This is a genomic window from Lacinutrix sp. Bg11-31 (assembly GCF_002831665.1).
GTDB lineage: Bacteria > Bacteroidota > Bacteroidia > Flavobacteriales > Flavobacteriaceae > Lacinutrix.
Map to the genome: position 1 here is coordinate 2,641,645 of NZ_CP025118.1, position 13,458 is coordinate 2,655,102.

Here is a 13,458-nt window from a genome sequence, read left to right on the forward strand (position 1 = left end):
AACAACTTTTACAAAATGAAAACAACTACAATACTACTTTTCGCAATTATATTAAACGCATGTGGCGCTTCTAATAAAGTAGCAACAAAACTATCTGACGATAATATGAAAAACGCACAAGAATCTTTAAATGGAACATTTACAGTATTAGGAATGGACATGAAAAATTTAACTGAAGATTTAACAATTAGTTTCGATGAAGCCAATAGTAAGGTTTCAGGTTTTTCCGGTTGTAATAGCTTTTTTGGTACCTATACTGCTAATGGAAATACTATTAAATTTAATGGTTTAGCTTCAACTAGAAAAATGTGTGCAGACGAAAATGGAAATATGGTTGAAAGTAAAATAATGGCTGCTTTAGGTGAAGTCACAAATTTTGAAATAAAGGATAAAAAATTAGTCCTACTTAATGCAAAAAAGGAATTACTTAGTGCTACAAAAAGTACTGAATCAAAATTAACTCAAGACACTATTAAAATAGAATACAGAGCTCATGCAAGAGGAAATTTTAAAAACATTATTTTAGAAAACAAAACGGTTAGTGTTAAAAACAAATATGATGGTAAACCTATTGTTCTATCATGTAATGATACCGATTGGGACATGCTATTAAAGATGGTTTCAGACACTAATTTAAAAACATTAGCGACTTTAGAAGCTCCAAGTAAGGCTCACCAATACGATGGTGCTGCTATAGCTAACTTGATAATAACAAAAGAAGGCGAAACGTATACAACTCCTGCTTTTGATGCTGGAAACCCAAATAAAGACATTGAATCTTTGGTTAATTTAGTTATAAAGATTGCAGAAGTAACTAAAGAAAAGAATTAAAGATTTACGTAAATTTGTAATAGTAAAAATTATATTATAAATGCAAAGCATTCAAGAGATACAAGAAGAAATCATAGACGAATTTTCAATGTTTGAAGATTGGGAGGAACGCTATCAATACATGATAGACTTAGGTAAGGATTTACCCTTAATTGACAACCAATTTAAAACCGACGATAACATTATTAAGGGTTGCCAGAGTAAAGTTTGGGTTCATGCAGAAATGATTGATAATAAAATTGATTTCACTGCAGATAGCGATGCTATTATAACAAAAGGAATTATTGCTATTTTAATTAGAACATTTTCAAACCAGCACCCAAAAGATATTATAGAAGCCAATACCGATTTTATTGATGCTATTGGTTTAAAAGAACATTTGTCTCCAACACGAGCAAATGGCTTGGTAAGCATGATAAAACAAATTAAATTATATGCCATTGCGTACCAAACGCAAGTAAAATAGTTTAGTAGTCTGTTGTAGAGCTAGGTGTGAACTAACGACTAAACAACAACAAAACTTAACGCATAAAAAGAAAAAAAATGAGCGATACAACAATAGATACTACAGAATTAGGAGAGAAAATAGTAGCCGTTATAAAAACTATATACGATCCAGAAATTCCAGTTGATATATACGAACTAGGATTAATTTACGATGTTTTTGTAAATGAAGATTACGACGTAAAAATATTAATGACTTTAACAACACCTAACTGTCCAGTAGCAGAAACACTTCCTCTAGAAGTAGAAGAAAAAGTCAAGTCTCTTAAAGATGTCAATAATGCTGAAGTTGAAATAACTTTCGATCCACCATGGACACAAGAATTAATGAGTGAAGAAGCCAAATTAGAGCTTGGCATGCTTTAGATTGAGTAGGCAGTACCTACTCAACTCTATTTACTAAAATCTATATAATAAAATAATAATTAATTTAAAGTCTTAGTCCTGAGTTTACTGCAGACTGTAGACTGATTACTTAAAAAATTTGAAAGACGAAATTATAAATCGCGTAGCAACCAGTAAACTTGTTGTTTTTGATCTTGAGGATTATTATCCTAAAGGTGAACGCATACTTTTTGATATAAAAGATTGGCTTTACGAAGGTTTCGTACTAAGAGAAAAAGAGTTTAGAACGTTAGTTAAAGAACATAATTGGTCGCAATACCAAGATGCTTTTGTTGCGCTAACTTGTACAACAGATGCTATAGTTCCAGATTGGGCTTATATGCTTTTAAGTATCCAATTAGAGCCTTATGTAAAAAAGGTTGTTTTAGGAAACTTAGAAACCTTAGAAGCATCACTATATCAAGAAATTATTTCTAATTTAAACACTACTCCATTTAAAGATAGGCCAATAATTATTAAAGGCTGCTCTAAAAAACCAGTACCTTCTAGCGCTTACATAATGATTACCAGTAGATTAAAGCCTATTGCGAAATCTATTATGTTTGGAGAAGCTTGCTCTTCTGTTCCGCTTTTTAAGCGTTAATTATCGGTAAAATCAGCAATTGGTCGTTTATCTTGATTTATTGCATTTCTATATTCTTTTTTTTATATCTATTTGACATACTTTTGCATTTCAAAATTTTAAAAAAATGAAAAAACTACTATTATTATTAGCTTTTAGTATTGGTGTTGTATCAGTACAAGCGCAAACAAAAGAGGAGTTACACACTCAAAAAACTGAAAAGCAAGCCATTGCTGATGCTGCTCAAAGTGAAGCAGATGCTTTACAAGCTCAAATTGATGCACTTCCAGGTTGGAGAAAAGGAATGTTTGGTACTATTGGTGGTACGCTTTCTAATTTTAACAACTGGTATTCTCAAGGAACTCCAAATAATGCATCTGGTAACATTGGTATTTCTATTAATTCATATGCAAACTTAATTGAAGATAAATTTTTCTGGAGAAACTCTTTAACTTCTAATTTAAACTGGGTAAAATTAGACAATAAAGACACTAACTTAGATAGTGATGATTTTAACCCAACTACAGATGTTTTTAACATTTCTTCTTTATACGGAAGAAACATTGCTAAAAACTTTGCAGTTTCTACATTAGCAGAATACAGAACTACATTATTAGACAACTTTAACGATCCTGGATATTTAGACGTTGGTGTTGGTGGAACTTGGACTCCTATGGAAAACTTAATAGTTGTTATTCACCCATTAAACTACAACTTTGTTTTTTCTAAAAATGATGCTGTTTTTGAATCTTCTTTAGGTGCTAAAATTGTTGCAGATTATACAAGACAAATTGGTGCAATTAGCTTCAAGTCTAACTTATCTACTTTCCAAAGTTATAAGAGTGGAGATTTATCTAACGTAACTTGGACAAACTCATTTAGCTATACTTTATGGAAAATGATTGGTGTTGGTTTCGATTTTGGTTTAAGAAGCAACAAACAAGAAGCGCTTAACTACACTTTAGGACAGTATGATGCTACATCAACAAATCCTATTCCTACTTTTGGAAACGTAGATAACAAATTACAGTCTTACTGGTTATTAGGATTAAGCTACAACCTATAATACTAAACATATTATTTATTAAAAAGTGTTTCAATTATTTGAAGCACTTTTTTATTTATTTTTCTTTTGAAATCTATTCCAATCTAAAAAGTAAGTCATTTTTAACGACACTGTATTACTGCTATTTTACTTTATAGTATTTCCTAAATTATCTAAATAAGAAGAACGTACATCGTTATTAAAAAAGGTACTTCCTAATTTATATCCTAAACTAATTTCGCTGGCTGGAGCAAATTGCCATTTGGCTAAAAAATCGATATTAAATTGATTAAAATTATCAGGATTATCAGGATTAATATCGTAGTTGTTTGCTACTAAATCTCCATTATCTTCTAAAGTAAATTGATCTTTATAATCTACTTGAATCCAATAATGGCGCAATCTAGCATTTACATTAAACTTAGAGGTTATAGAATAATTAAGTGTTAACGAATTATTTAATTCTTTAACAGCACGTTGTCCAAAAACAACATCATCTCCAACCTTATCTATAAATCCTGCTTTGCTAGGTTTACTTTCTAAAGATTGATTAAAATTAGCGAAAAAATGATGACCAATTCTAGCACGAATACCATAACCTGCTATAAATTCTTGCGAATAAATAGTGGGATTTAAATAGTTAACATAAACAATGTAACCAGCAAAGGCTAGGTTTTTATTCCTGTTAGTTTGGTATTCTAAAAAGGATTCGGTTTTCGCAAGAATATTAAAATGTTTGTGTTTTACACGAGCATCGTAAAAATTTTGTCCTTTAGGTAAATAAGTAAATTACGCAAAAAACCACCTAGTTTATTTGCGTAATCACTTAAACGATTATAAGAGTAACCGTATTACTAAAGCTGAAGTTTTAAATCGTTTCGCGCAAAATTTCCTTCGGAGAAATACAACGATATTAAAGCTATCTTAACTAAGGAAATGAACAGTAAAAACTATACGCTTTCTAAAGGAAAAGACACTTGGAGTTCAGATTCTAATGGTGAAGAAGTTTACAAAGTAAGTTTAAGTAACAAGAAACTAACAATGCATTTAGATAAGGATATTGCCTCTTCTACTCTAGCCAAAAAATTTGAAACTTTGGGTTCAACTATTCGTATTGTAATTGTTGGCGAGCAAAATGAAACTAGACGTGATGCCGAACGCTTACAACGTGAAGCAGATAGATTGCGTAGAGATGCCGAACGTATGCAAAGCGAAGCAGACAGAATACAACGTGAAGCACAAAGGCAAGCAGCATCTACATCTAACCAATATAGAGATGATGCCATAAGAATTGCATATGAAGCTTCTGGTTTAAATTTGGAAGCAGCACATAAAGGTGCTGTTAGTTCTATTGTAAAACAGCTTTTAGCAGACTCGAAAACGGCTTATAATAACACAACAAAAAGTGGTTTTAATTGGACTTGGCCTAAGGCACAAAACCAATTACTTGATGCTTTTAAAAAGGATAATTTAATACATACCAAAAATGATGTTGTGTTTATAAAAAAAAAACAGGAATGCATGTTAATGGCAAACATTTATCAAGAACTCAAGCAACAAAATACAATGGTATTTTAGTAAAACATGATATTTCTAGTTCTCACTATTTTACTTTTTACAAAACAGACTCCCATATTGTTTTAATTAATGACAATGCTAATTTAAAAGGCTTTATTAATACTGCTGTTTCTAAAAACATATTAGATTCAGCAAATAAAAAAGTAAAATTAGAACTTAATGGAAATACGGCTTACATAAACGGAACTCAAGTTTCGACAGTCCTTTTAGGCAAACTAAATACTGTGCTATTACAAAACAAAATTATTCCTACTCCAGGAAAGGTTTTTGAAATTATAAAACTCGGAAACTATAAACTAGGATATTCTGTTGGACCAAAAACACATTTAGGAACATGGCAAATGGGTAATTAAAAAAAAAGCACTTCTTTTTAGAAGTGCTTTTTTGCGTTAAGGATAGAAGCGGCATCCTTTTTTTGCTGCCATATATGGCAAAAAAAGATATAGCGTATAGCCTGACCTTTAGGTAACGCCCAAATTACTTTACTCTTCCTCTCCCATGTTTTTATAATCGTAATCTGGATAAAGGAAATTATTATATGGAAAACGAGTGACGTGGATATCTCTAACCTCATCGTAAATACGTTTTTTAAAGTCTTCTAAATTCTCTTTATTTAATGCCGAAATAAATAGCGCGTTGTTCTCGCCTACTCTATTCATCCATGTTTTTTTCCATTCTACAAGGCTGTAATGTTCTTCGGTACGCTCTGCAATTAAATCGGTTTCATCAAATGGTTTAGCTTCATAGGCATCAATTTTATTAAACACCATAATTACCGGCTTATCACCACTGTCTATTTCGCCTAAAACTTTGTTTACAGAGGCAATATGATCTTCGAAATTAGGATGAGAAATATCTACTACGTGTAGTAATAAATCTGCTTCGCGAACCTCGTCTAATGTGCTTTTAAAACTGTCTACTAGTTGCGTTGGCAATTTTCTAATAAAACCTACAGTATCACTTAATAGAAAAGGTAAATTTTGAATTACTACTTTTCTAACCGTTGTGTCTAAGGTTGCAAAGAGTTTGTTTTCTGCAAACACTTTACTTTTGCTAACGGTATTCATTAAGGTAGATTTACCAACATTGGTATAACCAACTAAAGCTACACGTACCATTTTACCGCGATTTCCACGTTGTACAGACATTTGCTTGTCTATAACCTTAATTTTATCTTTTAATAACGAGATTCTATCTCTTACAATACGTCTATCTGTTTCAATTTCTGTTTCTCCAGGTCCACGCATTCCAATTCCACCTTTTTGGCGTTCAAGGTGTGTCCACATTCCTTTTAATCGTGGTAGTAAGTATTCGCATTGTGCCAATTCTACTTGTGTTCTTGCATAACTTGTTTGCGCTCGTTGTGCAAAAATATCGAGAATAAGATTGGTTCTATCTAGTACTTTACATTCTAAAATTTTACTAATATTTCGTTCTTGAGATGCAGATAACTCATCATCAAAAATAGCCGTACCAATTTTATTATCGTAAATGTATTGGCGAACCTCATCCATTTTCCCTGTACCAATATAGGTTTTAGGGTTTGGTTGCTCCATTTTTTGGGTGAAGCGTTTTTTAACCTCTCCACCTGCTGTATAGGTTAAAAACTCTAGTTCGTCTAAGTATTCTTTAGACTTAACTTCGTTTTGTTGTTTTGTAACCACACCAATTAGCACAGCACTTTCTAAGTCTATATCTTTTTTTTCTAGCATAAGTACAAAGTTATAGCATTTCTACTTTTAAAGCATCATAAAATAAAATGCCTTTTCTTTTTACAAAATAGAGAAATAAAGGGTAGCAATGGTTATGGTTTCTTTTTATGTTGAAATAAAAAAAAGAAAAGGCATTTTATTATGGTTATTAAAAATTGTAAGCAGATAAAATTTGTTATTTTTAACGCAATTAAAACTAAAAAAATTGAAATTAAACTTCTTTAAGTCCAAAGAAAAACGCCACACCATTGCTTTTTATAATATTGAAAATCTATTTGATGTTTATGATGATGAAATAACGCGTGATAGTGATATGCTACCTAATTCTGAAAAAAAATGGAGCATAAAACGTTACAAGAACAAACTACGAAAAATAGGTTTTGTTATTTCTAATATTGGAAAAAAAGAGGTAGAAAGACATCCTGCAATTATAGGTTTAGCAGAAGTTGAAAATGAAGCAGTTTTAAAAGATTTAGTGGGTTCTAAACATTTAAAAGAGTTTAACTATAAATTTATACATTATAATTCTCCGGACGAACGTGGAATTGATGTGGCTTTGCTTTACGACGAGACCGTATTTCAAATTGCTTTTTCTAAAACATACACTGTAGATTTGCTGGATAACGATGGAGAAACAGACCACACCAGAGATATATTATTAGTAAGTGGATTGTTTGAAGGTTTAGAACTACATGTAATAGTTAATCATTGGCCTTCAAGACGAACTGGTGATATTGAAACCAAACATAAACGCTTGAAAGCGTCACAAAAAGTAACTGAGGTTATTAGTTTTTTAAAAGAGAAAAATCCTGATGCAAAAGTTATTGTTATGGGTGATTTTAATGATGATCCCGAAAGCGAAAGCCTTAAAGCCTTAGAGTTAAGTCATGGGCTTTTTAACCCAATGCGTACATTAATATCTAATGATCGTGGTACGACTAGTTATAACCATAATTGGAATTTATTCGATCAGTTTTTAATTAGCCCTAATTTTTTTGAACGTAAGAAAAATTCGCTTCGCTATGTTAACGCTAATATTTTTGATGAAGATTATTTAAAAGAATCCGAAGGCAAGTATAAAGGTAGTCCATACCGAACTTATGCTGGAAAGCGATACAAAGGTGGTTATAGTGATCATTTCCCTGTTTACATGGTATTATCTAAAAAGTAAAATTAAACAAAAAGGCTCACGATTGTGAGCCTTTTTATTTTTTAGAATTAGTAATAAACTACTTTCCTCCCAACATTAACAACTCATTACAAACAACTTCTGTAGTATAACGTTTTATGCCATCTTTATCTTCCCAAGAGCGAGTAGTAAGCTTCCCATCTATAGCTACTTCTTTTCCTTTAGTTACATACTTCTCGATAACATCTGCTGTTTTTCCCCAAGCAACTATTTGATGCCACTGTGTATCTGTAATCTTTTCGCCTTGTGCATTTTTATAACTCTCGTTTGTTGCTAAAGTAAATTTAGCTAGTTTTTTTCCCGATTCTAGATTTACTATTTCTGGATCTTTACCTAAGTTCCCAATTAACTGTACTTTGTTTCTTAACGTATTCATAAGATAAGTTTTAATATATTGAATCTCATTAGTTCAATTCAACACTGCAAAGATGCGACAGCTTCCAAATGTTAAACGGTATTTACGCATTTAATGTCGGTTGTAAACATTTGTAGTCGTTTGTACGCGAATAAACCGTATCTTCATAAAAACAATTTTTAAAATGAAAATCCTAGCATTAATAATAGCTATCGTGTTTTTAAGTAGCTGTAACGCTCAACAAAACATACTAAAATTTCCAGAAAATGGAAAATCTCCAAAAGCCAATTTAAATCAGGTTTCATGGATAGAAGGTCGTTGGCTAGGTGAAGCTTTTGGTGGCATTACCGAAGAAATATGGAGTCCTCCACTTGGAGATTCTATGATGTTTTCTTTTAAATTGGTAAGTGAAGGCAAAGTTGTTTTTTACGAATTTGGAGGTATTAGACAAGTGGACGACACCTTAATATTTCAACTAAAACATTTTGAAAATGACTTTAAAGGTTGGGAAGAAAAAGATGAAACAATAGATGCTAAATTGGTTAAGATTGAAGATAATCGTGCGTATTTTGATGGGTTTACTTTCGAAAAAATAAGCGATTCTGAAATTAATATCTATGTAGAAATGGAAGAAAAAAGTAAAACGGAAGAATTGAAATTTAACTACAAAAAACAATAATGACATTTAATATAGAAACCGAACGCTTGCTACTTAGAGACATTAAAGCTGAAGATTTAGAAGGCATGTTTGCCTTAGATTCTAACCCAAATGTACACGAATATTTAGGTAAGAAACCAATTAAAACTAAAGCAGAAGCGCAACATAACATCGAAAAAATATTACACCAATATAAAACACTTGGTATTGGTAGATTTGCTGTAATTGAAAAAGAAACTAACCAATTTATAGGTTGGTCTGGCTTAAAGTTTAATACTGGAGAAAAAGAATCTTTAGGAGACAAAAGAGAGTTTTACGATGTTGGCTACAGACTTATTGAACGCTTTTGGAATAAAGGTTATGCAGGAGAATCTGCAATAGCATCTTTAGATTATGGTTTTAAAGAGTTAAAGTTAGACGTAATTGTAGGTGCAGCTGAAACCGGAAATATAGCATCTAATAAGATTCTTAAAAAAATAGGCTTGCAGTATGTAGAGCAATTTCCGTTTAAAAATGAAATGATTAATTGGTACGAATTAAAAAAAGAAGAGTATGCAAAAAACATGTCCTGAATGTGGCGATAAAATTGTTGGTAGAATAGATAAAAAATTCTGTAGCGATGGTTGTAGAAATGCACATAATAACAAAGTAAATAAAGATGGTAAAAACTTAATCCGTAATATTAATAACCGCTTACGTAAAAATTGGCGCATTTTAGAAAGCTTAAATCCGGACCAAAAAACAAAGACTTCTAAAACAAAGTTAGAAGCTAAAGGTTTCGATTTTAATTACTTTACGAGTATTTACACCACCAAAATAGGTACAGTGTATTACTTTGTTTACGATCAAGGTTATTTGCCTTTAGAAGGCGATTTTTATGCGTTGGTAAAACGACAGTAATAAAAACGTAACATTTTGTATAAATACGTTACTTATAATTGTAACCAATTAATCTTTCATTTTAAAAATGCCTACACCACTTATTATTATACTTGTAGTTTGCGCAATCGCTTTAATAGCGTTCTTAATCTATTATTTTCTTCCAAAAACAATTATTCTAAGACGTTTAAAAAAATTGCCTTATAGTAAAATCGGGAGTTTACAAAGTCATAAATATTCTAAAATTGAGGGTGTAACATTAAATGTGAGAACACCATTAATTGCGCCTTTAAGCAAAAGAAAGTGCGTTTATTATAAAATAATGATTCAAAAAAAGGTGAGTTCTGGTAAAAGCTCGCATTGGGATACCATTGTGGATGAAGAAATAATTCAAGATTTTTTTGTTGAACAAACTGGCGAACGATTGTTAATTTTTCCTAAGAAAAAACCTAAAAACTACTACGACTATCTAGTTACAGACAAAACAGCCAACTCTGGTTCTTTTAATGATCCAACACCAGAATTTAAGACCCTTTTAGATAGATATAATATAGAGACCGAAGGCTTCTTTGGTTTTAATAAACAACTGCGTTATCACGAATCTATTATAGAAGTTGGAGAGCGTATTACAGTTGCTGGTTTTGTAAAATGGGTGGAATTAGAAAACCCTATTGCAGATTATAACTACTCTCGTGTTGCTTCATTAATTGCTAAAGACAAAATTAAAATATTAATAACAGATAGTCCAGATGCTTTGAGACCGAGAAGACAACGTTAAGGTTTCCAATTCTGCTGCTTTAATTGCATTGCTGCTTTTAAAATATCTTTCTGGCTTATTTGTCCTACTAACTTTCCGTCTTCTACAATAGGAAAACGACGCCTTTTAGAGTCTAAAAACTGTTTAGCTGCATCAAAAACATTAAGGTTACCATCTATAGTTTCAACATTGGTAACCATGTGTTTTTCTATAGAATTATTATCCATTGGCATATTATAGTATCTACTATCACTAATTTGTTTAATGCAATCTCCTTCGGAAATAATACCGATTAACTCATTCTTTTCATTCACAACTGGTCCTCCAGAAATTCTATGTTTTATTAATATATTCACAACATCTTCAACCGATTGTGTTGGTTGAAATGTAATTAAATCTCGCGTCATAAAATCACTAACTTTAAAATTTGCTTGATTATTATTACTCTTTTGTTGTGTCTCTTTTCTGGCTCCTTGAAAACTTTTTATTCCCATGTTTCTGTTTTTTAATACCGTTATGAAGTGAACTAAAGTTACTCATTTTAAACCATTTATCCTAAACCATTAACATACCTAATAATTTATTACTTTTATATCAACTAATTAATCACTATCAAAATGTTAAAAAAAGGGATCGCTTTACTAATAATCATAGCTTCAATTTACGTTAGCTTTAAAGCATTATTACCTTCAAAAATATCTGATTTATCTACCGAAAAAACACAATTCTCAACAGAACGCGCATTAATTCATTTAGATAAAATTTCACAAAAGCCACATTTTGTTGGCACAAAAGAACATAAAAAGGTAAGAAACTATATTGTTTCAGAATTACAAAAACTAGGCATTAAAACCGAAATTCAAGAAGGTTACTCTATTACAAGTTGGGGAAACTTAACCAAATCTAAAAATATTTTGGCTCGCCTAAAAGGAAGCGAAAATGGTAAAGCGTTAATGTTATTAACTCATTATGATAGCAATCCACATTCTGCCATTGGAGCAAGCGATGCTGGCTCTGGAGTTGTAACTATTTTAGAAAGCCTACGTGCTTTTTTAGCTGAAGGTAAACAACCTAAAAATGATATAATTATTCTTATTTCTGATGCTGAAGAACTAGGATTAAATGGTGCAGATCTTTTTGTAAAGCAACATGAATGGGCAAAAGATGTTGGTTTAGTTTTAAATTTTGAAGCACGTGGTAGTGGTGGACCAAGTTATATGCTTATTGAAACTAATGGCGGAAATGCCAATTTAATGAAAGCGTTTGTGGCTGCAAATCCGCAATATCCTGTTGCAAACTCGTTAGCCTACAGCATTTACAAAATGCTGCCAAACGATACAGATTTAACTGTTTTTAGGCGCGATAAAAACATAGATGGTTTTAACTTTGCGTTTATAGACGACCATTTCGATTACCACACTGTAAAAGATAATTTCGAAAGACTAGATAGAAACACATTAGAGCATCAAGGTAGTTACCTAATGCCATTATTAGAACATTTTAGCAACTCTAACCTAGAAAACGTTAAAGCTAACGAGGATTACATTTATTTTAATGCACCTTTTGTAAAAACCGTTATTTATCCTTTTTCGTGGATTTTACCAATGTTATGTATTGCTATACTAATTTTTATTGGGCTTTTAATTTATGGGTTTAGGCAAAAAGTGTTAAAAACAAAAACCATTGGTCGTGGTTTTCTAGTATTTATTTTAGCTTTAGTATTTGGTGGGTTAGTAACTTTTTTAGGTTGGGAAGGCATATTACTACTTTATCCAGAGTACAACGAAATTTTACATGGATTCACCTATAATGGCCACACATATATTTGGTTTTTTGTTTTCTTAACTCTTTCTATTTGTTTCTACTTATATAGTAAAACAGATATAAAACAAAATGTTACAAACACACTAATTGCACCACTTACAATATGGTTAATTATTTGTGGTTTTGTTGCTTTAAAACTTGAAGGCGCAAGCTTCTTTATTATTCCTGTCTATTTTGCTTTACTCTCTTTATTTCTATTAATAAGACAGAAAAAACCTGATCTTATTTTATTAGCACTATTATCTATTCCTGTGCTTTTTATTATGGTGCCTTTTATAAAAATGTTTCCTGTTGGTTTAGGTTTAAAAATGTTATTTGTAAGTGCCATTTTTGTTGTTTTAATTTTTGGTTTCCTACTACCTGTTTTTGGTTACTTTAAACACAAAAAAAGATGGAGTTATCTGTTTTTGTTCTTCGGAATAATTATGTTTTGTAAAGCACATATTAACTCTAGTTTTAAACCAGATACACCAAAACCTAATAGCTTAATTTACAGTTTAAATACCGACACTAATAAAGCGCATTGGGCAACTTACGATCATGTATTAGATTCTTGGACAGCGAACTTTTTAGGTAAAACGCCAAATAAAGCTTCTTCAAGTAATAATACTATTTTTAGTAGTAAGTATAAAACTACTTTGTCTTATACAAAAGAAGCACCTTTAAAAGCGCTACCTAATCCTATTATAGAGATAACAAGCGATACTATAATTAATAGTCAAAGGCAATTTAAAATTACTGTAACACCTCAACGCGAGGTTCAACGTTTTGATGTGTTTTCTAATTCTGAAAACAGTTTTAATACCTTTAAAATTAATGGTGTTTTAGTAGAAAAGACAAAAGGTGCTTCATTAGTTTTTACGGAAAGAAAAAACAATAGGCTTTTTAGTTATTTTATTGTGGACAAAGAACCTTTAGAAATGGAAATTACAATACCACAAAATCAAAAAAACACAACATTAGAGTTATATGAATCTTCTTTCGATTTACTTACAAATAGCCAGTTTACAGTTCCGGAACGCGAATTAAACATGATTCCAAAACCTTTTGTTTTAAATGATGCTGTAATACTTAAAAAAACGATAGTTATAGAATAATACCAAGCGCTTTAATATTAGCTTTAGAATAAAATACAACATAAAAAAGCCTCGTTTAAAAC

General features: G+C 31.1%; 16 protein-coding genes and 1 pseudogene. 13 read left to right on the top strand and 4 right to left on the bottom strand.

Features of this window, described 5'->3' with window-relative positions; all coding sequences use genetic code 11:
* Window positions 1–15 precede the first annotated feature (15 nt).
* The 5 genes from CW733_RS11885 (at window position 16) to CW733_RS11905 (ending at window position 3,368) form a co-directional block, all read left to right on the top strand.
* A complete protein-coding gene (locus CW733_RS11885) occupies window positions 16–831 on the top strand; it encodes an META domain-containing protein (RefSeq protein WP_100997381.1) in 816 nt (271 codons plus the stop codon).
* 40 nt (window positions 832–871) lie between these two features.
* Complete coding sequence (locus CW733_RS11890) at window positions 872–1,297, top strand: SufE family protein (protein WP_100997382.1); 426 nt, start codon at window positions 872–874, stop codon at window positions 1,295–1,297.
* A 77-nt stretch (window positions 1,298–1,374) separates the two neighbouring features.
* Complete coding sequence (locus CW733_RS11895) at window positions 1,375–1,701, top strand: DUF59 domain-containing protein (protein WP_055436366.1); 327 nt, start codon at window positions 1,375–1,377, stop codon at window positions 1,699–1,701.
* Window positions 1,702–1,819: 118 nt separating this feature from the next.
* Window positions 1,820–2,323, top strand: a complete 504-nt coding sequence (locus CW733_RS11900) for a DUF2480 family protein (RefSeq protein WP_100997383.1) — start codon at window positions 1,820–1,822, stop codon at window positions 2,321–2,323.
* A 106-nt stretch (window positions 2,324–2,429) separates the two neighbouring features.
* Entirely contained in the window at window positions 2,430–3,368 is a 939-nt protein-coding gene (locus CW733_RS11905) for a DUF3078 domain-containing protein (RefSeq protein ID WP_100997384.1), read from the top strand.
* 126 nt (window positions 3,369–3,494) lie between these two features.
* On the opposite strand, the pseudogene CW733_RS16650 reads toward CW733_RS11905, so the two are convergent.
* Window positions 3,495–4,109 (bottom strand): annotated as a pseudogene (locus CW733_RS16650) (DUF5916 domain-containing protein); the annotation flags it as partial.
* 174 nt (window positions 4,110–4,283) lie between these two features.
* On the opposite strand from CW733_RS16650, the gene CW733_RS11915 reads away from it, so the two are divergent.
* On the top strand, window positions 4,284–4,925 hold the full coding sequence (locus CW733_RS11915; RefSeq protein ID WP_100997386.1) for a hypothetical protein: 642 nt from the start codon (window positions 4,284–4,286) through the stop codon (window positions 4,923–4,925).
* The gene (locus tag CW733_RS11920; RefSeq protein ID WP_100997387.1) at window positions 4,865–5,278 is read left to right on the top strand and encodes a hypothetical protein; all 414 of its coding nucleotides are present in this window, start codon (window positions 4,865–4,867) and stop codon (window positions 5,276–5,278) included. Before CW733_RS11915 ends, CW733_RS11920 begins: the two co-directional genes overlap by 61 nt.
* A 129-nt stretch (window positions 5,279–5,407) precedes the next feature.
* Here the strand turns inward: CW733_RS11920 and hflX are convergent, their stop codons facing one another.
* Window positions 5,408–6,637: a GTPase HflX gene (gene hflX / locus CW733_RS11925; RefSeq protein ID WP_100997388.1), complete on the bottom strand. Its 1,230-nt coding sequence runs from the start codon at window positions 6,635–6,637 to the stop codon at window positions 5,408–5,410.
* A 205-nt stretch (window positions 6,638–6,842) separates the two neighbouring features.
* Here hflX and CW733_RS11930 point away from each other — a divergent pair, with 205 nt between their 5' ends.
* Window positions 6,843–7,808 (top strand): endonuclease/exonuclease/phosphatase family protein, encoded by a 966-nt coding sequence (locus CW733_RS11930; RefSeq protein ID WP_100998820.1) that lies wholly within the window; start codon window positions 6,843–6,845, stop codon window positions 7,806–7,808.
* 58 nt (window positions 7,809–7,866) lie between these two features.
* Here the strand turns inward: CW733_RS11930 and CW733_RS11935 are convergent, their stop codons facing one another.
* The gene (locus CW733_RS11935; RefSeq protein ID WP_100997389.1) at window positions 7,867–8,202 is read right to left on the bottom strand and encodes a single-stranded DNA-binding protein; all 336 of its coding nucleotides are present in this window, start codon (window positions 8,200–8,202) and stop codon (window positions 7,867–7,869) included.
* Between the two features lie 163 nt (window positions 8,203–8,365).
* Between CW733_RS11935 and CW733_RS11940 the strand changes: the two genes are divergently transcribed.
* From CW733_RS11940 to CW733_RS11955, 4 genes are all read left to right on the top strand, one after another.
* Entirely contained in the window at window positions 8,366–8,860 is a 495-nt protein-coding gene (locus CW733_RS11940; RefSeq protein ID WP_100997390.1) for a DUF6265 family protein, read from the top strand.
* Window positions 8,860–9,411, top strand: coding sequence for a GNAT family N-acetyltransferase (locus tag CW733_RS11945; RefSeq protein ID WP_100997391.1), 552 nt, complete (start codon window positions 8,860–8,862; stop codon window positions 9,409–9,411). Before CW733_RS11940 ends, CW733_RS11945 begins: the two co-directional genes overlap by 1 nt.
* A complete protein-coding gene (locus CW733_RS11950; RefSeq protein WP_100997392.1) occupies window positions 9,392–9,739 on the top strand; it encodes a hypothetical protein in 348 nt (115 codons plus the stop codon). Before CW733_RS11945 ends, CW733_RS11950 begins: the two co-directional genes overlap by 20 nt.
* A gap of 67 nt (window positions 9,740–9,806) precedes the next feature.
* The gene (locus CW733_RS11955; protein WP_100997393.1) at window positions 9,807–10,496 is read left to right on the top strand and encodes a hypothetical protein; all 690 of its coding nucleotides are present in this window, start codon (window positions 9,807–9,809) and stop codon (window positions 10,494–10,496) included.
* Here CW733_RS11955 and CW733_RS11960 read toward each other — a convergent pair.
* Entirely contained in the window at window positions 10,493–10,969 is a 477-nt protein-coding gene (locus CW733_RS11960; protein WP_100997394.1) for a CBS domain-containing protein, read from the bottom strand. The two genes, CW733_RS11955 and CW733_RS11960, sit on opposite strands and share 4 nt — an antisense overlap.
* Before the next feature lie 123 nt (window positions 10,970–11,092).
* Here CW733_RS11960 and CW733_RS11965 point away from each other — a divergent pair, with 123 nt between their 5' ends.
* Complete coding sequence (locus tag CW733_RS11965) at window positions 11,093–13,396, top strand: M20/M25/M40 family metallo-hydrolase (RefSeq protein ID WP_100997395.1); 2,304 nt, start codon at window positions 11,093–11,095, stop codon at window positions 13,394–13,396.
* Window positions 13,397–13,458 lie beyond the last annotated feature (62 nt).